The sequence below is a fragment of the Thiohalobacter thiocyanaticus genome (assembly GCF_002356355.1).
Taxonomy (GTDB): Bacteria; Pseudomonadota; Gammaproteobacteria; order Thiohalobacterales; family Thiohalobacteraceae; genus Thiohalobacter; species Thiohalobacter thiocyanaticus_A.
The window spans coordinates 1,110,160-1,131,262 of record NZ_AP018052.1 but is presented as its reverse complement, the minus strand read 5'-3'; the positions used below and the strand labels follow the sequence as shown (position 1 = coordinate 1,131,262).

18 protein-coding genes and 1 pseudogene are annotated in these 21,103 nt (G+C 66.1%); 6 read left to right on the top strand and 13 right to left on the bottom strand.

Annotated features, from left to right (window positions below; all coding sequences use genetic code 11):
* The first annotated feature begins 1 nt into the window (after position 1).
* From CFK21_RS05315 to CFK21_RS05305, 3 genes are read left to right on the top strand one after another with little or no spacing between them, the layout of a single operon-like run.
* A complete protein-coding gene (locus CFK21_RS05315) occupies positions 2-754 on the top strand; it encodes a hypothetical protein (protein ID WP_096365466.1) in 753 nt (250 codons plus the stop codon).
* Positions 751-3,867 (top strand): DUF2309 domain-containing protein, encoded by a 3,117-nt coding sequence (locus CFK21_RS05310; RefSeq protein ID WP_096365464.1) that lies wholly within the window; start codon positions 751-753, stop codon positions 3,865-3,867. Before CFK21_RS05315 ends, CFK21_RS05310 begins: the two co-directional genes overlap by 4 nt.
* Entirely contained in the window at positions 3,864-4,217 is a 354-nt protein-coding gene (locus CFK21_RS05305) for a P-II family nitrogen regulator (RefSeq protein WP_096365462.1), read from the top strand. Before CFK21_RS05310 ends, CFK21_RS05305 begins: the two co-directional genes overlap by 4 nt.
* A gap of 211 nt (positions 4,218-4,428) precedes the next feature.
* Here CFK21_RS05305 and rlmD read toward each other — a convergent pair whose 3' ends face one another.
* The 5 genes from rlmD to cysM all read right to left on the bottom strand — a co-directional run bounded on the left by rlmD (position 4,429) and on the right by cysM (position 10,253).
* Entirely contained in the window at positions 4,429-5,769 is a 1,341-nt protein-coding gene (gene rlmD / locus CFK21_RS05300; protein WP_096365460.1) for a 23S rRNA (uracil(1939)-C(5))-methyltransferase RlmD, read from the bottom strand.
* A gap of 5 nt (positions 5,770-5,774) precedes the next feature.
* Positions 5,775-6,551 carry a 3'-5' exonuclease gene (locus CFK21_RS05295; protein ID WP_096365458.1) on the bottom strand — a complete coding sequence of 259 codons (777 nt, stop codon included), beginning with the start codon at positions 6,549-6,551 and terminating at the stop codon, positions 5,775-5,777.
* Between the two features lie 109 nt (positions 6,552-6,660).
* Complete coding sequence (locus CFK21_RS05290) at positions 6,661-7,236, bottom strand: YdbL family protein (RefSeq protein ID WP_096367504.1); 576 nt, start codon at positions 7,234-7,236, stop codon at positions 6,661-6,663.
* Between the two features lie 54 nt (positions 7,237-7,290).
* Positions 7,291-9,309 carry a hypothetical protein gene (locus tag CFK21_RS05285; RefSeq protein WP_157745377.1) on the bottom strand — a complete coding sequence of 673 codons (2,019 nt, stop codon included), beginning with the start codon at positions 9,307-9,309 and terminating at the stop codon, positions 7,291-7,293.
* Positions 9,310-9,362: 53 nt separating this feature from the next.
* The gene (gene cysM / locus CFK21_RS05280) at positions 9,363-10,253 is read right to left on the bottom strand and encodes a cysteine synthase CysM (RefSeq protein ID WP_096365454.1); all 891 of its coding nucleotides are present in this window, start codon (positions 10,251-10,253) and stop codon (positions 9,363-9,365) included.
* Between the two features lie 116 nt (positions 10,254-10,369).
* Between cysM and CFK21_RS05275 the strand changes: the two genes are divergently transcribed.
* From CFK21_RS05275 to CFK21_RS05265, 3 genes are read left to right on the top strand one after another with little or no spacing between them, the layout of a single operon-like run.
* The gene (locus CFK21_RS05275; protein ID WP_096365452.1) at positions 10,370-12,418 is read left to right on the top strand and encodes a TonB-dependent receptor plug domain-containing protein; all 2,049 of its coding nucleotides are present in this window, start codon (positions 10,370-10,372) and stop codon (positions 12,416-12,418) included.
* 21 nt (positions 12,419-12,439) lie between these two features.
* Positions 12,440-13,354 (top strand): ABC transporter substrate-binding protein, encoded by a 915-nt coding sequence (locus tag CFK21_RS05270; RefSeq protein WP_096365450.1) that lies wholly within the window; start codon positions 12,440-12,442, stop codon positions 13,352-13,354.
* Positions 13,351-16,038: an ATP-binding protein gene (locus CFK21_RS05265; protein ID WP_096365448.1), complete on the top strand. Its 2,688-nt coding sequence runs from the start codon at positions 13,351-13,353 to the stop codon at positions 16,036-16,038. The genes CFK21_RS05270 and CFK21_RS05265 overlap by 4 nt, the downstream gene beginning before the upstream one ends.
* A gap of 85 nt (positions 16,039-16,123) precedes the next feature.
* On the opposite strand, the gene acpS is transcribed toward CFK21_RS05265, so the two are convergent.
* The 8 genes and pseudogenes from acpS to lepB all read right to left on the bottom strand — a co-directional run bounded on the left by acpS (position 16,124) and on the right by lepB (position 20,996).
* The gene (gene acpS, locus CFK21_RS05260; RefSeq protein ID WP_197703003.1) at positions 16,124-16,516 is read right to left on the bottom strand and encodes a holo-ACP synthase; all 393 of its coding nucleotides are present in this window, start codon (positions 16,514-16,516) and stop codon (positions 16,124-16,126) included.
* 5 nt (positions 16,517-16,521) lie between these two features.
* Positions 16,522-17,262 (bottom strand): pyridoxine 5'-phosphate synthase, encoded by a 741-nt coding sequence (gene pdxJ, locus CFK21_RS05255; protein WP_096365446.1) that lies wholly within the window; start codon positions 17,260-17,262, stop codon positions 16,522-16,524.
* Complete coding sequence (gene recO, locus CFK21_RS05250) at positions 17,255-17,767, bottom strand: DNA repair protein RecO (protein ID WP_096365444.1); 513 nt, start codon at positions 17,765-17,767, stop codon at positions 17,255-17,257. Before recO ends, pdxJ begins: the two co-directional genes overlap by 8 nt.
* A 71-nt stretch (positions 17,768-17,838) precedes the next feature.
* Positions 17,839-17,973, bottom strand: a pseudogene (locus tag CFK21_RS15640) (recombination protein O N-terminal domain-containing protein); the annotation flags it as partial.
* A 200-nt stretch (positions 17,974-18,173) separates the two neighbouring features.
* A complete protein-coding gene (era, locus tag CFK21_RS05240; protein ID WP_096367502.1) occupies positions 18,174-19,076 on the bottom strand; it encodes a GTPase Era in 903 nt (300 codons plus the stop codon).
* Between the two features lie 16 nt (positions 19,077-19,092).
* Positions 19,093-19,794, bottom strand: coding sequence for a ribonuclease III (gene rnc / locus CFK21_RS05235; RefSeq protein WP_096365442.1), 702 nt, complete (start codon positions 19,792-19,794; stop codon positions 19,093-19,095).
* Positions 19,791-20,165, bottom strand: a complete 375-nt coding sequence (locus tag CFK21_RS05230; RefSeq protein WP_096365440.1) for a DUF4845 domain-containing protein — start codon at positions 20,163-20,165, stop codon at positions 19,791-19,793. Before CFK21_RS05230 ends, rnc begins: the two co-directional genes overlap by 4 nt.
* A 21-nt stretch (positions 20,166-20,186) precedes the next feature.
* Entirely contained in the window at positions 20,187-20,996 is an 810-nt protein-coding gene (gene lepB / locus CFK21_RS05225) for a signal peptidase I (protein WP_096365438.1), read from the bottom strand.
* Between the last annotated feature and the right edge of the window lie 107 nt (positions 20,997-21,103).

Sequence of the window (21,103 nt, the reverse complement as noted above, 5' to 3'; positions counted from 1 at the left end):
CATGGATGCCGCGATCTATCTGCTCGCCGGACTGTTCCTGCCGCTGTTTCCGCTCAGCATGGCATTCAACCTCCTGCTGCGGCGTCTGCGCCGGCCGGCGGCGCGCACCCTGATCCTGCTGGTCTGGCCGCAGATCGGCCTGGCGCTGGTGGCCACAGCGCCGTCGCCGCCCGACTGGCTGCTCTACTGGGCGCTGCTGACCTCGGCCCTGTATGCCTTCCGGGCCCTGACTCTGCGCGAACTCGGACTCTGGACCGGCTTTCTCGCCAGTTCGCTGTGGGCGCTGCTGTGGCTGGTCCTGGCGCGGCCCGGCGAGGTGCCTCCGGCACTGCACGGACTCGGGCTGAGCGTCCCCCTGGTACTGCTCGGCCTGCTCGGCGCCGGGCTGGAGCAGCGCTTCGGCGCCGCCTATGCGGGCCTGCACGGCGGCCTGGCGCAGCGTCTGCCGCGCCTGAGCGGGGTGGTGGTGGTGGTGGTGCTGGCCGTCATCGCCATGCCCCTGTTCCCGCCCTTCTTCACCCTGCTGACACTGACCCTCGCCACGGCCGCGGCCGCCCCGGGCATCGCCCTGGCCCTGGTCACTGTCTGGCTGTTGTGGAGTTGGGCGGCCGCACGCCTGCTGCAGGGACTGGTGGTCGGCCCCGGGGACGGGAACGGGGCGGAGGACCTCAGCCGAACCGCCACCTGGGCCTACGCCGCCGTCCTCGGCCTGCTGGCCGGTGCCGGCCTGTACCTGCTGGGAGGTCTGGCATGAGTCTGTCGCTGGGACAGCGCCTGCGCATCCGCGCCATGACCTATGTGGCCGGCGAGCCCATTCCCTTTTTCTGGCCGATGCGCGCCTTCATCCATCACAACCCGCTGCACGGCCTGGAACATCTGCCCTTCGAAGAGGCCGTGGCGCAGGGCGCCCGCCTGTTCCACTGCCGCTGCCAGCTGCCGCGGCGCCAGTACCAGGCCTATCTGGCCGCGGACCGGATCGATCGGGAGCGGCTGCAGGCGGCGGTGACGGCCTTCGCCGCCGGGCGGGAGCCGGTCCCGGGAATCGATCTGCAGGCCTGGTGCATGGCCCTGCTGACCCGGATCGAGCAGCCGGTGACGGCGGCCGGCCCGCTGGCCGACCCGACCGGGACCGCGGCCGCGCTCGCCGGTACCCGCCCCGCCCCGGAGGCAGACATCGATCCGGCCATGCTGGCCGACCGGCTGTGCAGTACGCTGCTGGGCGAGACCCCCGTCTACGAGGCCGTGGATGCCCTCTTCGGCACCGGCATCGGCGCGGAACTGGACGAACTGGTGATCAAGAGCTGCCTGGACTTCTTCGACGAGGGCCAGTCGGTGTGGGGCATGCCGCTGCGCAGCCGCGGCTTCTTCACCGCCTGGCGCGAGGTGGCCAGCCGCAACGTCCGGCTGTTCCTGCGCGGCATGCACATCAAACGCATCCTCGCCGTCGACGAGACCCCCGAGGGCGTGATCGATTACGTGATGCGGACCCTGGGGGTCGCGGAACAGCACTGGAGCGCCTATTTCACCCGCGAACTGGCGCGCCTGCACGGCTGGGCCGGCTTCATCCGCTGGCGCTCCAGCGCCCGCCATTATCACTGGGGCCAGCGTTACCCCGGCGATCTGGTCGATCTGCTGGCGGTGCGCCTGACCCTGGCGCTGGCCCTGCTGCAGGAGCGCGGGCGCCGGTTCGGCGTCACCTCCGCCCCCGCCATCCGGGAACTGATCGAGACCCGTACGCCGGAGGCCTGGCTGCGACATGAACTGCACACCGGCCGGATACTGCCCGACCGGGCCCAGCAGGTGGAGGAGAGCCTGGCGCTGGGCGGCGCACGGCGGATCGAGGCCGTGTTCGGCGAGTATGTGCGCTGCCAGCGCACCCGCGAGGCCGAACGGCAGGCGCAATCCCTGCGCTCTCTGGCCGAGCAGACAGACGACACGCAGGCATTGGAACGGCTGGACACCGGCCAGCTCGACGCCCTGGTGCAGCACCTGCGCGAGTTCGAACGCCGGGAGGGTATGCTGTGGCTGCGGGCCATGGAGGCGCACGCCATGCACAGACTGCTCTCAGGGATACAGCTGGCACCGCCGCCGCCGCGCGACAAACGGCCCTTCGTGCAGGCGCTGTTCTGCATCGACACCCGCTCCGAGCGCATCCGGCGCCAGTTGGAATCGATCGGCGACTACCAGACCTTCGGTATCGCGGGCTTCTTCGGGGTGCCGGTCAGCTTCATGGAACTGGGCAAGGGCAGCGAGACCCATCTGTGTCCGGTGCTGCTCACGCCAAAGAACCTGGCGCTGGAGATGAGCGTCGAGGGCCCGCGCGATCTGAATGCGGTCACGGCCATGGAGAAGGCGCTGCACGAGCTCAAGGAATCCGTGCTCAGCCCCTTCGTCACGGTCGAGGCCATCGGCCTGCTGTTCGGCTTCGACATGATCGGCAAGACCCTGCTGCCCCGGCACTACAACCGCTGGCGCAGCCAGCTGCACGAACACAAGCCGCCGACCCACCTGCTGCTCGACAAGCTCGACCGCGACCAGGCCGATTCCATCGTGCGCGCCGTCCAGCGTGCCGTGATCGTCAAGGCGCTGGAACAGGAGTTCCAACTCACCGCCGAACGTATCCCCGACACCCTGGTGCGCGAATTGCGCGAGGCGGCCCTGGGCCGACAGCCGGACGCCCCCGAACTGGCCAACGCCCTGGGGTTGGACAGCGCCGCCGCGCAGGCCTTCATCCGGCGCCTGCGCGAGGTCTACCGCATCGATCCCGCCTTCGCCCGGCTGCAGCTGGAACGGCTGGCGCGCATCGGCTTCTCCCTCGATGAGCAGGTCGGCTTCGTCAGCCAGGCGCTGCGCTCGATCGGCCTGACCCGTGACTTCTCCCGCTTCATCCTGCTGGCCGGCCATGGCAGCACGTCGGAAAACAATCCCTACGAATCCGCGCTCGACTGCGGGGCCTGCGGCGGCAACCACGGCCTGGTCAACGCCCGCGTGCTGGCCCAGATGGCCAACAAGCCGGAGGTACGTCAGCGCCTGCGCGCCCACGGCATCGAGATCCCGGACGATGCCTGGTTCATTCCGGCCCTGCACAACACCACCACCGATACGCTGGCACTGTACGACCTGGACCGTCTGCCTTCATCCCATGTGGTCTATCTCGACCGGCTGCGCAAGGGCCTGACCGCGGCTTCGCGCCTGTGCGCCCGGGAGCGGCTGCCGGCACTGCAGGGGGCAACCCGACGGCGCGCAGTGCCGGAGCCGGCCGCCGCCCAGAGGGCCGTCCAGCGCAACGCCATGGACTGGTCGCAGGTGCGGCCGGAGTGGGGTCTGTCGGGCAATGCCTATTTCGTCATCGGCCGCCGCGACCTGACCCGCGAACTGGCACTGGAAGGCCGCGCCTTCCTGCACTCCTACGATTACCGCCTGGATCCGAAGCGCCGGCTGCTGGAGAACATCCTCACCGGACCGCTGGTGGTGGGTCAGTGGATCAACATGGAGCATTACTTCTCCACGGTAGACAATGAATGCTTCGGCAGCGGCAGCAAGGTCTACCACAACGTGGCTGGCCGCTTCGGCGTGATGACCGGCAACCTCAGCGATCTGCGCACCGGCCTGCCGGCCCAGACCGTGCTCGAACAGGGCCGGCCCTATCATCAACCGGTACGGCTGATCACCCTGATCGAGGCGCCGTTCGAACACGCCCGGCGTGCCGTCGACGACGTGACCGCGGTCAAGCATCTGGTGCGCAACGGCTGGATCCGGCTGCTGGTGATCGATCCCGAAACCGCGGCCGTTACCCTGTACGACGACGGCGAGTGGCGTGAGCAGACCCGCCTGACCCACCCCCCCATCCCGGAGGAGTCGACATGAGAAACCTCAACTTCAGCCCGCTCAAGAAGCTCGAGATCATCCTGGGCGGCGAGCATCAGGGCTTTGCCACCGACCTGCTCGACCGTGCCGGGGTGAAGGGCTACACCATCATCAACAACCTCTCGGGCAAGGGCAATCACGGCTTCCACGAAGGCCACTTGATGTTCAACGAGGACGACGTGCTGATCATGATCATCGCCGCCGTGCCCGAGTCCCTGGTCAAGCCCATCCTGGAGGGCTTCGCGCCCTTCTACAGCGAGCATTCGGGGGTGGTGTTCATCTCCGACATCCAGGTCACGCGGCTGGTCAAGTTCGGCGGCGGGGAGGATTCGAGCCCGCCGGGATCCTGAACGACGGGGGTTCAGGCCGGCTCACATCGCATCAGCCTGCAGGCCGGGCTCCAAAACCGCGGCGGCGACTGGATCCCCGCCTGCGCGGGGATGACGGTGGGGATGGGATGCAGAACCCGGTGGGTCGGGTTAGCGCAGCGTAACCCGACACTCACGGCGGGAAGGTCGGGTTACGCCCTCTTCGGGCTGACCCGACCTACGATTTTTTATGTCACTCCGGCGCAATAAACAGCGCAATGGACTCGACGTGCGCCGTATGCGGGAACATGTCCATCACCCCCGCGGCCGCCAGCCGGTAGCCGTACTCGTTGACCAGCAGACCGGCATCGCGCGCCAGCGAGCCGGGATGGCATGAGACATAGACGATGCGCTGCGCCCCGCGGGCGGCGATCAGCGGGATCATCTCCTTTGCGCCGCTGCGCGGTGGATCCAGCAGTACCCGATCGTAGCCGCGCGCGAGCCAGGGCTCGCCGGTCACCTCGCCCGCCAGGTCGGCGGTGAAGAATTCCGCATTGTCGATGCCGTTGGCACGCGCATTCTCCCGCGCCCGCGCCACCAGCCCGGCCTCGCCCTCCACGCCCGTCACCCCGGCGACACGGCGCGCCAGCGGCAGGGTGAAGTTGCCCAGGCCGCAGAACAGATCCAACACCCGGCTGTCCGTCTGCGGCTGCAGCAATTCCAGGGCGTGCGCGATCATCCGCTGATTGATCGCGGGATTGATCTGGGTGAAGTCGGTGGGGCGGAACTGCAGGGTCACCTGGTGATCATCCAGGTCATAGCTCAGCGCACCGGCCGCCGCTGCGGACTCGGGCCAGAGCAGCGTCACCGAATCCGGCCCCTTCGGCTGCAGATGGATCTGCATGTCGTATTCCTGCCCGAAGGCCTTGAGACTGGCCAGGTCGGACTCGCTCGGCGCCTCCAGTACCCGGAACACCAGGGCGGTGACGCGGTCGCCGACCGCCACCTCGATCTGCGGCACCGCGGCCCTGATCGACAGGGAATCGATCAGCAGCGCCAGGTCCCTGAGACGGTAACCGACATCGGGATGCAGCACCTCGCAATTGTCGATGCGGGCGACGAAGGGCTTGCGCTTTTCCCGGAACCCGACCAGCACCTCGCCCTTCCTGCGCACGTACTTCACCCCCAGGCGCGCCTTGTGCCGATAGCCCCAGACCGGGCCGGTCAGGGGCGGGAGCACCGTCTCCGGCTCCACGCCGCCGATACGCTTGAGATTATCCAGCAGCACCCCCTGTTTGGCCCGGATCTGGGCCGCGGGATCCATATGCTGCAGACTGCAACCACCGCACACAGCGGCCGCGCTGCAGCGCGGCACCACCCGCTCGGACGCCGGTTCGAGCACGGCCTCGACCCGGCCTTCGTCATAACTGCGGTGCTTGCCGGTATAGATGAAGGTGACCCGCTCGCCCGGCAGGGCACCGTCGATGAACACGGCCTTGCCGTCCAGGTGTGCGACCCCGCGGCCGTCGTGGGAAAGCGAATCGATATGCGCCGGAACCGGATCCGGCGGCAGTGACTTTCTGCGCCGTGCCATGGGCGTCAGTCCGCCGGCCAGGCCGACAGGAAGGCACTGAAATGCGCACGGTCGCCGGCCTTCAGGTACTCGCGCAGCCGGGTGAGTTCTGCATCGTACCCGGGCCGCAGGAGGTGTCCGCGCATGAGTTCGAACCGCAGCCACACCAGATAGGTGTTGAGCACGTCCGTCTCGCAGTAGTCGCGAATGGCGCCGGTGTCACCGGCCAGGAAACGCGCCCAGACCTGCGCGCCGTCCATGCCCAGTTTGCCGGGAAAACCGAGCAGGCTGGCAATCTCCCCCAACGGCGCATTGGCGCGTGGCTGATAGCCGGCCAGCACGTCCATCAGATCGGTGTGGCGGCTGTGGTAGCGGCTGAGGTAATTGTTCCACTTGAACTCGCGGTCCTCCTCGCCGGCATCCCAGTAACGCGGTGCGCTGACACCGTGCAGCAGGGCCCGGTAATGGAGTACCGGGAGATCGAAACCGCTGCCGTTCCAGGACACCAGCGTCGGGGTATCGCGCTCGATGCGATCGAAAAAGGCCCGGATCAGATCGGACTCCGGGCTGTCAGGACTGCCCAGCGATGAGACCTCCAGCGTCTCGCCACTGCGCCGCACTGCCGAGATGGCAACGATGCGATGCAGATGCAGGCGCAGGAATTCGCTGCCGCCGGTTTCCTGCGCCCGCAGATGGAACAGGGCCTTGGCGACGTCCTCGTCGCTCAGACCGTCCAGGCCATGCAGCCGACGGCCACCGTCCAGGTCGGGGACGGTTTCTATATCGAACACCAGTACGTTCATTTGGATAAAACCTTAACGCGGAGGCGCAGGGGCGCAGAGAACGCAAAGATCATCAATATAAATGCATAAATGGTTTCTTTGCGTCTCTGCGCCCTTGCGTTGAAGGGGTTTATTTCTGTTTCCAGCTGCCGCCTGCGTCCTGATACCACCAGCCCGAAGGCGCGTTGTCGACCCAGCGCCGGGCGAAGGTGGCGCGGATCTCGTCCTGCCACTCGGGATGGCCGTTGACCCGCGCGATCTCGGCATACAGGGCCTGACGGTCGCGGTTCTCCTCCGCCACCAGCTGCTGCACCCGGGCGCGGTCGCGCAGGGCGACGGCATTCATATCGCGGATACGCAGTTCGCCATTGGCGGCGATGCCTACCGCACCCTGCTGATAGAAGGGTTCGAGCTGCTGGTGGCGGGCCTTCATCTGCGCCCGCAGCCGGTTGATGGCGGGCGACTGCACATTGATGTCGGCCGCGGCCGCGGCCGGCGTCACGGCCGCCTCGAGCAGGGCGACCCAGAGCGGGCGGTCGGATTCAAGGCGGCTGTCGGGCGCCGGCGCCGGCTGCTCCTGCGCAGGCGCCTCCTCGCGCTGCGGCACGCCATAGACATCACGGATGATGCGATCGGCAGCCTGCTCGGCGGCGGCGGCCGGGAAATAGACATTGATGGTCACGCAGCCGGCCAGCAGGGCCAGCAGCAGCCAGACAGGTGCTAACAGGATTCTTTGCATACCTTGACTCCCCGATCTTCATTACTGGATCTGCGGCGCCCCGCCTGCGGTCGCCGCCTTGAGCCGTTCCACCAGGGCCGGCCAGTCCACCGTATCGGCATAGCCGATCACGTTGATGCGCGGCGGCAGCCGGGTGCCCCTGACCAGATAATAACCCTGTTCGGCCGGCGCCACACCGCCCATCTCGCATATCCCGTTGCGCAGCCGGCAGCGGATGCCGAGACGATCATACGGAAATTCCTCGAACAGGCCCAGAAAGGTCTGCGACAGCGCCTGACCGACACCGCCGCCGATCCGCGACAGGTTGTCCACTGCCCGCTGGCTGATGCGATGCCGGCTGGTATCGTCCGCGGGCGTGACCAGGGCGGCGTCAAAGGCCAGTGGTTCCCAGTTCTGCAGCCACAGTTTGCGGATATGCCCATCCAGCCTGCCTTCGATTCTACCGAAGGCGAAGGTGCCGGTCAGTTGTTCCAGGTCGATATTGTCGATCTCGATATCGGCCTGCAGCTGCGGCACCAGCCCCAGGGGCTGATCCAGGCGCAGGTCCCGTAGCCGGACCGCACCGTCGAACACCCGCACCAGCAGCATGCCGCCGACCTCCACGCGGCCCTCGGCATAGCGAAGCTCCGGGATCACGCCGGACAGCTGCCCCTGCATCGGCGGCCACTCCAGGGCGGTGGTGAGCCGCTGCATCGACACCGGCGTGAGAATGGCATCGATCTGCCAGCGCATGGCTCCGCTTCCCGGATCGGAGAGTTCCCATTCCTCGATCAGCAGCCGGCCGTCCAGCACCTCCACCTCGGCCGGTTCCAGCAGCCGGTACTGGCTGCCCTGGCTCTGCAGCCGGAACCCGGCCGCCCCCAGTTCGAGTCGATACAGGCTGCCGCCCTCCCAGCCGATGCGCAGGGTGCGCGGCCTGTCGTCCCGGCCCCAGGCCAGGTTGCCGGCCAGGCCTTCCAGGCTCAGGCGCTGGGCGGGATCCTCCAGCGCCACTGCATTGAGCACGACGTCGACGCTCTCCAGCCGGTCATCGCGCAGACTCAGGCTGCCGCTGATCCGACCGCGGGCAGCGAGATCCGAGAAGGCGGTGCCGGCCAGCCAGGGAGCGGCATAGGTCGGGAAGAACCCGGCCAGTTCGAGCCGCTGGATATCGACCCGCGCCTGCTGCAGCAGGGCGTCGGCAGCCGGGCTCAACTCGGCTTCCAGCGTCGCGACCAGCAGGTCGGGCTGCAGCAGTTCGACCCCGGACACCCGCACCCGGCCCGCGTCAGGGATCAGGTGATACTGTCCCGATGCCTGCAGCGGCTGCACGGCGAAGTCGGTGTAGACGGGATCCAGATACAGGCCGCCCTGATCCAGGGCGAGATCGAAGCTGCCTTCATAGTCGTTGCCCGTGCGCTGTGCGCTCAGGGACAACTCGCCGGCAAGGGCCTCACCCGCCGCCAGCCCGCTGGCATTGGAGAAGGCAACCTGGCCGACCTGCAGATCCAGAACGAGACGCTGCAGCAACGCGGCCGCGCCTGCGGCCTCGGCCTGCAGATCCAGCCGGCCTGCGCCGAAGCGGTAGCCTTCCGGCAGCCAGGGGGCAGCGAGTGCGGCCAGCGTCTGCGCCGCCAGGTGCTGGCCCTCCACCCGGGCCCGCCAGCGCCCGGCCGTGTACTCCAATTCGAGCCGCACCCGCCCGCCGGCATAGGCGACCGGTCCCAGCTTCAGGGTGAGGCTGTCCCGGTCCGGCGCATGATCGAGCGTGAAGGGTCCCTGCAGAGGCTGGCCACGCCAGTCGGCAAGGGCAAAGCGGCCTTTGCCGCAACGCAGCCGCACCGCCTCCTCCAGCGCCAGCTCGTCACACTGCAGCCGCAGCCCCTGCAGGCGCTCCCCGCTGGGAATGTGTTCCAGCCGTTCGATCTCGATCCGGCCGGCCAGGCGGCCGGAAGGCAGGAATTCGATTTCCGTGCTCAGACCGGTGATTACCAGGCCCCGGCCTTCCAACCCGGGCAGATGCAGTTGCAGCTGCTCGATGGCAACGACGCACAGGGGCATCAGCAGCAATACAAGGAAATACCAACGGCGCTGGCGCAGGAGCGGGCGCACCGTCAGGCGGGGAAGACTCCGGTGGAGAGATAGCGGTCGCCGCGGTCGCAGATGATGCTCACGATCACGGCGTTTTCGACCTGGCGCGACAGTTCCAGCGCCGCCGCCACCGCACCGCCCGAGGAGATGCCGCAGAAGATGCCCTCGCGCGCGGCCAGGGCCCGGGTGGTCTCCTCCGCGCTCGCCTGCTCGATATCGATGATGCGATCGACCCGTGCCGGATCATAGATGCGCGGCAGATACTCCGGTGGCCAGCGGCGGATTCCCGGGATGGAGGAACCCTCGGTCGGCTGCACCCCGACGATCTCCACCCCCGGACTCTGCTCCTTGAGATAGCGCCCGGTACCCATGATGGTGCCGGTCGTGCCCATGGCACTGACGAAGTGCGTGATCTCCCCGCCGGTGTCGCGCCAGATCTCGGGACCGGTGCTTTCGTAATGGGCGTCAGGGTTGTCCGGGTTGGCGAACTGGTCCAGCACCCGACCGCGGCCCTCGGCCTGCATCTGCTGCGCCAGATCGCGCGCGCCTTCCATGCCCTCGTCGCGGCTGACCAGCACGATCTCGGCGCCGTAGGCCTTCATTACGGCGCGGCGTTCCAGGCTCATGTTCTCGGGCATGATCAGAACCAGGCGATAGCCCTTGATGGCGGCGGTCATGGCCAGCGCAATGCCGGTGTTGCCGCTGGTGGCCTCGATCAGGGTATCGCCCGGACGGATGTCGCCGCGCTGTTCGGCGTGGCGGATCATGGCCAGCGCGGGACGGTCCTTGACCGAACCGGCGGGGTTGTTGCCTTCGAGTTTGACCAGGACGGTATTGGTGGATTCACCGACCAGGCGCTGCAACCGCACCAGTGGCGTGTTGCCGACAAAGGCCTCGAGCGTGGGGTAGTCCATGTGCAATCCGGTTTCGATGTGGACAGTCGCATGACGGATTTTGACCCCTGACACAAATAACTGCAACATAACGTGGACAGGCCGGATCCAGATAAGAACAACACGGGAGTCAGAAGATGTACAAGGCCTTTTTGCGCGGCGTTTTGCTGCACGCCTCAGCCTGCGCCATCCCCTCCGTTGCCACGGCCGAGACCGCCGACGAATACTACCAGTCCGGTTTTCCTGTGGTGCTGTCGGCCACCCGTCTGGCCCACCCCCAGTACGAAGCGCCGGTGGCCATGACCGTCATCGATCGGGCCATGATCGAAGCCAGCGGCGCAGTGGACATTCCCGATCTGCTGCGTCTGGTCCCCGGCTTCCAGGTCGCGCGCGCCTCCGGCCACACCATCACCGCCACCTATCACGGCCTGTCCGACCAGCACGCCCGACGCATGCAGGTACGCATCGACGGCCGTCCGGTCTACAGTCCGTCGATCGGCGGCGTGCGCTGGACCGATCTGCCGGTGGCCATCGAGGACATCGAACGCATCGAGGTGGTGCGCGGTCCCAATGCCGCCGCCCTCGGTTCCAACTCCTACCTCGGCGCCATCAACATCACCACCCTGCATGCCAGCCAGACACCGCGGTTCAGTGCGAAGGCCCAGACCGGAAACAAGGGCTTTCGCCGCGGCTTTGCCCGCTACAGCCACAGCCGGGACGCACTGGACTATCGCCTGAGCCTGGCCCGCCGGCTCGACGACGGCTTTCAGGAATTCGTCGATCAGGACTCGGGCGCGCGCCTGCAGCGTCACGACAGCATGCGCACCAGCATGGTGAATTTTCGCGCCGACCACGTCGCCGCCAACAACGATGCCTGGGAACTCCAGTTCGGCTATGCCCGGGGGCCGCGCGGGGAAGGCATGAGCGTTCACCACGACCCCGACCGCACCCGCGAACTCACCAGTCACTACCAGCAGCTGCGCTGGCACCGCAGCGAATCGCCCGACGACAGCTGGACCCTGCTGGCCTATCACAATTACATGGATCACAACGAGATCACAGTCACGCCGCTGTCCAGCCTGTTCGGTGTGCCGCCGGCCCAGGTCATTGCCCTGTTCGGCCGCGACGATCCCATTGCGGTGGATTTCTCGGTCCTGGAGCAGCGTTTCGGGATCGAGCTGCAGCGCAGCCTGCGGCTGCACGCACGGCTGCGCAGCACCTGGGGAGTGGGGTTGCGCGAGGACCGGGTCAAGGGACGGGTGCTGTTCAACCGCGATCACCGGATCGAATCCTCGCTGCAGCGCCTGTTCGGAAACCTGGAATGGCGGTTGCGCGACGACCTGGTCGCCAACCTCGGCTTCACCCTGGAACATACCGAGTTCGCCGGCACCCTGTTCTCGCCGCGACTGGCGGTCAACTACCAGTTCCGCCCCCGCCACGGGATGCACCTGAGCCTGTCGCGCGCCCTGCGCCACCCCAGCATCCTGGAGACGCATGCCGATCTGGCCGTGCGCCTGAGCGACGGCACCCTGATCGATCAGATCATGCTGGGCAACACCCGCGTCGATCCGGAGCGTCTGCACGCCTATGAGATCGGCTACCTGGGACAGTTTCCCGAACTGCACACCACGGTCGACCTCAAGCTGTTCCACAAGGATATCGACGACCGCATCACCGCGGTCAAGGACAAGGCCTTCCCTGAACCCCTGCCCAGCCCCTCGGCCAACCTGTTCACCAACAGCGGCCGCATGAGCATCAACGGCGCGGAAGTCTCCATCACCTGGCGGCCGGCCTACCGCACCCTGGTGGGCATCAATCACAACTACACCCGGGGCAAGGGCCAGGCGCTGAACCTGATCAACGGCCCCGGAGTGGAGTACGAGGATCTCGGCGAGGACATCCCGACCCACACCAGCAGCATCTTTGCCATGCACCGGCTGTCCGGGGACTGGGACCTGAGCCTGCTATACTACCGGGTCAGGGCGATGAAGTGGCTGGGCGACGGCGACCGCGTCCCCGGCTACGACCGGCTCGATACCCGAATCAAAAAGGGCTTCCGTATCAACGGTCAGCGCGCTCATGTGGCGCTTACCTGGCAGAACCTGCTGGACGAATACATCGATTTTCGTCAGGAAAACACCTTCGATACCCGCGTCTATTTCGAGGTCGGTCTGTCTCTGAACTAGGGCGACCATAACAGCCACAACATGCGCCTGATCCTGCCCATCCTGCTGCTGGCCGTATCGCTGTGCCAGGACGCATCCGCAACCGCGGACAGAGTCATGCTGTTGAGCAGCCTGTTGGAATCACATCATACCCGCTTCCGCGACGTCCTGGCCCGGGCGCTGGCGCCCGTTGAACTGGATGAATACCGGCTGCCAGCGTCCGGCACCCGCTCCCCGCCGGCGCCAGACAAGGCGACGCTGATCATCGCCGCCGGTGCCCGGGCCTGTGAACTGGGACTCGCCCAGGCACAGCGCCCGGTCCTGTGCAGCTTCATCACCGAGGCCGCCTATCGACGCCTCAGCGACCAGGCGCGCGCACCGCGTCACAGTGCCCTGTTCCTGGACCAGCCTCTGGCGCGGCAGTTGAATCTGGCCCGACTGCTGCTGCCACCCGACGGCGAACTGGTTGTACTCGTATCGCACCCCCACAGCGCTGGCGAAGCCCTGCGGGCGACCGCCGCCAGGCGCGGGATCGACCTGACCCTGCTGCAACTGGCGCCGAACCAGAACCCGGCCAGCCGCATCCAGCAGGGCATGGACCGCCACCAGATGCTGCTGGCCCTGCCCGACCCGACAGTCTACAACCGCCATACCATTCACGGCATACTTCTTACCACCTATCGCAAGGGCATCGCCGTGATCGGATTTTCAGACTCCTTCGTCAAGGCCGGCGCCATCGCTGCCGTGCACAGTACGCCCGAGGACATGGCGCGTGCGAGTGCCGACATTGCCAGCGCGTTTCTGGCCGGCGCGGAAACCGGCCTGCCCGCACCCGCACACCCTTCCCGGTTCACCGTCACGCTCAATTACAGGGTGGCCCAGACACTGAGCCTGGTTCTGCCGCCGGAGGCGCGGCTGCACGATCAGCTTCGCGACATGGAGGCGGGAACCCGATGACACTGCACAGCATCCAGTCCCGCATCCTGATCAATGCGATCATTCCAGCCGCGCTGCTGGCCCTGATACTGGGGTACTACTTCATCGACAGCCGGATCACCCAGGCCCGGCACACCCTCATCGAGAGCGGCAACGCCATCGCCCGTTATCTCTCCTCCGGGGCCGAATACAGTATCTATACCGGCAATCACGAGGTCCTCGAGCAGCTGGCCCGGCGGGCGCTGTCCGACCCCAAGGTGGTACACGTCGCGGTCAGGGACCGCCATGGCGAAATCCTGTTCGAACAACGGGAACCCGGCAGTGAACAACTGCCCCGGGACAAACTGATCAGTCTCGAGCATGCCATTGAACCGCCGAATATCCCGATACATGACTACCCCGAGGCCGGCACCCGGACCGAGGCCGTGGCGCCCATGGGTCGGATATTCATCGATCTGTCCATGCAGTCCGTACTCAGCGCGGAAAGCGAAATCCTGATCAACGGCCTGATCTTCACCCTGCTGATCCTGGGCGCGGCCAGCCTGCTGGCCGCGCATCTGAGTCGCGCCATTTCCCACCCCATCACCCATCTTACCGCCACCGTCCAGGAACTCGGCCGCGGCAACCTCTCCGTGCGTGCACGCACCGTCGGTACCGGGGAACTGAGATCGCTGCAGGAAGGCATCAACGCCATGGCCGGGACGCTGGAAGACACCCAGAAGGACCTGGAACGTCAGATTCAGTCCGCCACCCACGAACTGCGCACTACGCTGCAGCGGCTGGAGCGGCAGAATGTGGAACTGGAACAGGCACGGCAGGCAGCGCTGCAGGCCGTGCGCGACAAGTCCGAGTTTCTCGCCAACATGAGCCACGAGATCCGCACCCCGCTCAACGGCATGCTGGGCTTCATCGACCTGCTGCTGCACACGCCGCTGTCGGCCGAGCAGCGCGAGTACGTCACCACGGTACGCAAGTCGGCCACCAACCTGCTGGTGATCGTCAACGACATTCTGGATTTCTCCAAGATCGAATCCGGCAATCTGCAGATCGAGCACAGTCCCTTCGATCTGCGCGAGGCGCTGGAGGATTCCATGGACCTGATGGCCCCGCTGGCCCACGCCAAGGGACTGGAATGCGTATTGCTGGTCTATGCCGACGTGCCGCTGCATCTGTACGGGGATTCCACCCGCATCCGCCAGGTGCTGCTCAACCTCATCGGCAACGCCATCAAGTTCACCCGTCAGGGCAGCGTGGTGGTGCGGGTCATGCTGGATGAACCGCTGACCGCCGACAGCGAACAGGCCGGCATCCGGGTCCAGGTCAGCGACACCGGCGAGGGCCTGTCACCCGAACAGCAGGGGCGGTTGTTCACCGCCTTCTTCCAGTCCGACAGTTCGCCCACCCGACGTCACGGCGGCACCGGCCTGGGCCTGTTCATCTCCAAGCGGCTGGTGGAACTGATGGGCGGCAGTATCGGCGTCAACAGCCTGCCGGGACACGGCTCCACCTTCTGGTTCCGGCTCACCCTCAGTACCCAGGGCGAGGTCCCGAGCACCGAGCCGGCGCTGCCACCGGCCAGCGGTACCGTGCTGGTCTGCGACCCGTTCCCCCTGGCCCGGCTGGCCCTGTGCCATCCGCTGGAATCCTGGGGCCTGCAGGTCATCGAGGCCGATGACCCCGACGGTCTGCTCCGACTGCTGGACAGCACGGATACGCCGCGTCCCGACTTCATCGCCCTGGGCCTGCCGCCGACCCGGGAAAGCCAGGCGGAAATCGAGCGCCTGCTTGCACTGCTCAGGCCCTACGCCATCCCGGTGCTGCTGCTGCTCAATACCATCGAGAAGGAACGGCTGCAGCGTGCCCTGACACTGGGTGCAGCCCAATGCCTGGCCAAACCTGCCCGGCGCGATTCACTGCGTCTGGCAGTTTGGAAACTCATGGGCTGGCCCGAAACCCGCCACAGTGCACTCACGGACAGGCGCAAGCAGCCACGGCCCCAGCCGCCCCGGTTGGAGGGCGGCCGGGTCCTGATCGCCGATGACAACGAAATCAATCGCCGACTGACCGAACTGCAGTTGCAGGCGCTCGGCATCCGGGTCGACCAGGCGGCCGATGGCATCCAGGCGTTGGAACTGGCCCGGCAGCACAGCTACGATCTGATCATTCTCGATGTGCATATGCCCAGGCTGACCGGTGGCGATACCGCCCGCAAGATCCGCGCGACCCCCGACAACCCCAACCGTTCCACACCGATCATTGCTCTGACCGCCGACGCCCTGATCCATCTGGAAGCCGATGCGGATATCAGCGCGCTGGTCCAGGAAGTCCTGATCAAGCCGGTCACCGAGTACCGTATCTGGGAAAGTGTGCGGCGCTGGACCCGCGCCACACCTGCCGCGCCCGAGCCCGGCGCAGAGGAACGTGTCGCCGCGGTCAAACGGGAACTGGTGGAGCGTTTTCGCGGTGAAGCCGGACAGTGGCAAACGGCCCTGCAGCACGCCTTCGATGCGCATGACTGGCAGAACCTGCGGGAACAGGCGCACAAGCTCAAGGGCTCGGCGGTATATTGCGGCCTGCAGGCGCTGGCTGCGGCAGGGGAAGGCCTGCAGTCAGCCTGTGAGGCCGACGATGCACCGGCGATCGAAGCGGCACTGGCGCAGTGCCAGCAGGAACTGGAGCAGTTCGGGAACCGGGAGCCAACGTAGGATGGGTGGAGCACAGCGCAACCCATCGCCGTCCGGCGGCCGGGTGATGGAGTACGGCGCTGTGCGCCTTCACCCATCCTGTCTGCTATTTCCCGTCCGCCAGCAAAATCACATAGGCGATGGCATAATCGCGCTCGTCGGCGATGGAGACATGGCTGGCCGTCACGGCATTGGTACGAGCCAGCGCCTGGGCCGCGCCCCGGTAATGCAGTTCCGGCCGCCCCCTGGAGTCATGACCGACCTGGATATCCTGCAGCCTGAGCCCGTCCCGGAAGCCGGTACCAAAGGCCTTGGCCACCGCCTCCTTGACGGCAAAGCGCTTGGCCAGCAGGGCCGCCGGCCGCGCGCAGGCGTCGAACTCCTGCAGTTCCGCCGCGCTGAGTATGCGCTCGGCGAAGCGCCGGCCGAAACGCGTCAGCGCCTGCTCCATGCGGGCGATACTGACGATATCGGTGCCGATGCCATAGATCAGAGCCATCGGGTTCAGCGCCGCGCCGCGACCATCAGCCGCTTCATCTCGCGCACCGCCTCCTGCAGGCCGGTGAAGACGGCCCGGGCCACGATGGCATGACCGATGTTGAGTTCGCGAACGGCCGGCAACGCCGCGATCGGCTGTACATTGTGATAGTGCAGTCCGTGGCCGGCGTTGACCTGCAACCCGGCCCGCACGCCGGCATCGACCGCCGTGCGGATGCGTTCGTATTCGCTCTGCTGCGCCGCCCCGGCGGCATCGGCGTAATGACCGGTATGGATCTCGATGCAGGGTGCGCCGGCCGCCGCCGCGGCCTCGATCTGGGCCGGTTCGGCATCGATGAACAGCGACACCCGTACCCCGGCGGCGGCCAGCCGGGCACAGGCCTCCCGGATTCGCTGCGGCTGGCCGGCGACGTCCAGCCCGCCCTCGGTGGTCAGTTCCTCGCGCCGTTCCGGCACCAGGCAGCAGTCCTGCGGCCGGATGCGCTCGGCGATGGCGAGCATCTCCTCGGTCACTGCCATCTCCAGGTTCATGCGCGTCTGCAGGATGCCGGCCAGCATCTCCACATCGCGTTCCTGGATGTGGCGGCGATCCTCGCGCAAGTGCAGGGTGATGCCATCGGCGCCGGCCTGCTCGGCCTCGATCGCCGCCTGCACCGGGTCGGGAAACCGGGTACCGCGGGCCTGGCGCAGGGTGGCCACGTGATCGATATTCACGCCCAGCAGAATATCCTTGGGATGTTCAATCATGTCCGCTCCGCCCCTGTCCTTCCAGATCGATGAGAAATTCGCGTGTCTTCAGCGGCCGCTCGCCCAGATACTGTCCCAGCACCTGGCGCAGCAGCGGCTTGATTTCACGCAGATCCTGCGCATTGTCACAGGCCTCGGCCGCCAGTGCCAGCAGGGCCCGGCCGCTGATCCCGCCCTGCCCCTGCATCCGTTCCAGCCCCTGCTCGGGAAGGTAGCGGTAGCGGCAGCGGGCCTCGATCGGCTCACCGGACACGTCCGACTCCAGTACCAGCGCATACCCCAGGGCCTCCAGCAGTCGCTTCTCGAACACCCGCAGTACCGCCTCCAGGGGCTGGAGCGCGAAGCTGCCGAGCGCCTGAACGTAGGCATCGAAGACCTCGGGATGCGGATCCTGACGCTGCAGCAGTCGCAGCAGGAGCTCATTGAGATAATAGGCCGCGAACAGGGCCTGGCCACGAAGCTCGGGCGAGCGCCCGGCCACCTCCATCCGGCGCAGGCTGAACAACTCTCCGCGCCCCCCCAGGAACACAGCAGCGGCAGGAAGGGACGCAGCAGGCCGCGCAGCGGCGAGCGCGCGCTGCGCGCACCACGCGCGACCACGCCGATGCGTCCATACCCGGGCGTAATGAGCTCCAACAGCGCACTGGTATCACGCCAGGCCCGGTGATGCAGGATATAGGCGGGCTGCAGCTCGACGCTGTCGACGGCCATGGCGGAGTCACCCCGAAAATATAATTAGCCACGGAAAATAAGATATATGAGGCATTGCCGGCTGGGTTAGGCGCGACGGCACCTTAACCCAACGCATACGGCCTGGATGTTGGGTTATGCCCTACGGGCCAACCCAACCCGCGAAGGTTACGAAATTGTATTGTATCCGTGCTTTCCGTGTTTTCCGTGGCTATCCTGTTTCATTCATCGATGCCAAGGCTGCGCAGGGCACGCTCATCATCCGCCCAGCCGCCCTTGACCTTGACCCACAGCTGCAGGAATACCTTGCTGCCGAACAGCCGCTCCATGTCCAGTCGCGCCTCGCGGCCGATCTGCTTGAGCATGGCGCCGCCCTTGCCGATCACGATGGCCTTCTGCGAATCGCGCTCCACCCATACCAGTCCATGGATGCGCAGCAGACCGTCGTCGTCCTTGAACTGTTCGATCTGCACAGTCAGACCGTAGGGCAGCTCCTGACCCAGGCGACGGAACAGCTTCTCGCGAATCAACTCGGCCGCGAGAAAACGCTCGCTGCGATCGGTGATCTGCTCCTCGGGGAAATAGGGCGGCCCTGCGGGCAGGCGCGCGATCACGCACTGTTCCAGTCGCTCCAGATTCTCCCCGCGCGCGGCTGACAGGGGCAGGATTTCGGCGAAATCATGCCTGCCCGCCAGCGTCTGCAACTCCGGCAGCAGTTGAGCGCGATCCGCCACCCGGTCGATCTTGTTGACCGCCAGCAGTATCGGAACGCCGGCCTGACGCAGACGCCGCAGCACCAGTTCGTCCTCGTCGGTCCAGCGTCCGGCCTCGATCAGGAATACGGCCAGGTCCACGTCAGCGATGGCATCGCTGGCGGCGCGGTTGAGCGCCCGGTTGAGCGCGCGCTTGCCGCCGCGATGCAGGCCCGGGGTATCGATATAGACCACCTGGGCCTGCGACGTGGTCTTGATGCCGAGAATACGGTGCCGGGTCGTCTGCGGCTTATCCGAGGTTATGCTTATTTTCTGTCCGAGTATGCGGTTGAGCAGGGTCGACTTGCCCACGTTCGGCCGCCCGACCAGCGCCACCAGGCCGCAGCGGAAATCGCCGGAATCCGTATTCATGCCTGCCGCGCCCTCATCATGCATCCGACTCCTGCACCTCGGTCTCCACGCCCAGCGCCTGCAGCATGCCGGCGGCGGCGGCCTGTTCGGCCTTGCGCCGGCTGGAGCCGCGTCCGCGGCTGCTGCGGTCCAGCCCGGCGATCCGGCATTCGACCTCGAAGGTCTGGGCGTGCGCCTTGCCGGAGACCTGGATCACCTGATATTCGGGCAGTTCGATGTGGCGGGACTGGAGGTATTCCTGCAGGCGGGTCTTCGGATCCTTGAGCGCGGCGGCCTCCGGCAGCGACTGCAGTCGCGGCTGATAGAGCTGCAGCACCAGTGCGGCAGCGGTATCGAAACCGGCGTCCAGATAGACGGCACCGAGAATCGCTTCCAGGGCGTCGGCCAGGATGGAATCACGCCGGAAGCCGCCGCTCTTCAGTTCGCCCGAGCCCAGTTGCAGATACTCCCCCAGTTCCAGTTCACGGGCGATGCCGGCCAGGGTGGGTTTCTTCACCAGGGTCGCGCGCAGCCGGCTCAGGTCACCTTCACTGGCTTTGGGATAGCGCGCGTAGAGGGCATCGGCGATGACCATACCGAGCACCGCATCCCCGAGGAATTCCAGTCGTTCATTGTTGAGATTGCCGGCGCTGCGATGGGTGAGCGCCTGTTGCAACAGGGCCGGGGTGGTGAATTCATGACACAGCCGCCGGGCCAGTGCTTCCAGTGGCGGCGTCAATTGCGAATCAGCTCCACGCTTTCGTCGAATTTGGTCACGGCATCCACGTTACCCAGCACCGGCACCCTGATTTCATACTGGGCGCGTACCGTCACCCGGCCCTTGTCGTTGGTAACCGTCACATCCCGGGCCTCGATGCGGGTGACATCGTTGATGATGAAACGCCGGTCAATCAGCTTGCGGATTTCAGCCGGGGACTTGCGGGTAATATCGGGCTCGTTCTTGAGCGAGGCCAGGGTCTCGGCGACCTTGAAGTTCTCCAGATAGTTGGGCAGCAACCGCAGTGTCAGCAACACGAAGAACGCGATCAGTCCCAGTACGATGATCCAGCCCAGCAGCGTCATGCCCTGCTGTCGTTGCGGATAATGCATATTACTCCCCCTCGCCCCTTGTCAATGAATGGAATCGCCGATGCGGCTCCAGGTGACGCGGTTGTTCACGCCATCCCAACTCATCCAGATAATGAAGGCCTTGCCGACCAGATTCTCCTCCGGCACCAGACCGAAGTAGCGGCTGTCCTTGCTGTTGTCGCGGTTGTCTCCCATCATAAAGTAATGCCCTTCGGGGATCATCCATTCGCCCTCGATGTTGGGATAGCCCGGCCGCACCAGGATGCGGTGCTCCACCTCGTTGAGCCGCTCCAGCCGCTCGCTGGCACCGGTGCTGGCCAGTCCTGCACCTTCCGCGATATAGGTGCCCAGGACCTGCTGCGGCATCCTTTCGCCATTGATATATAGGATTTTATCCCGATAGGCAACCCGGTCCCCGGGCAGCCCGACCACGCGCTTGATGTAGTCCACGGAAGGGTTGTCGGGGTAGCGGAACACCACTACGTCGCCCCGCTCCGGTTCTCCCAGGTCCAGGAATCGGGTATTGACCACCGGCAGGCGCAGACCGTAGGCGAACTTGTTGACCAGGATGAAGTCACCCACCAGCAGGGTGGGCATCATGGAACCGCTGGGGATGCGGAAGGGTTCGGCCAGGAAGGAGCGCAGCAGCAGCACGACCAGGATCACGGGAAAGAAGGCGCGGGAGTATTCCACCAGCACCGGCTCCTTGAGCACCGCCTCGCGGCGCTCCGGCTCCGCGACGGCCTCGGCGGCCTGTCTGCGCTTCGGCCTCCACAGCCAGGCATCGAGCAGCCAGATCAGACCGGTAATGAAGGTGGCCAGCACCAGGATCAGCGGAAAATTAAAACTCATGACAATGACTCATGTTTGTATTTCTGGTTGTTACGTCCAAAAGCTTTACAACGCAAAGGCGCAGGGACCGCAGAGTTTTTTGATTTTACACAGTGGTCGGAAATATT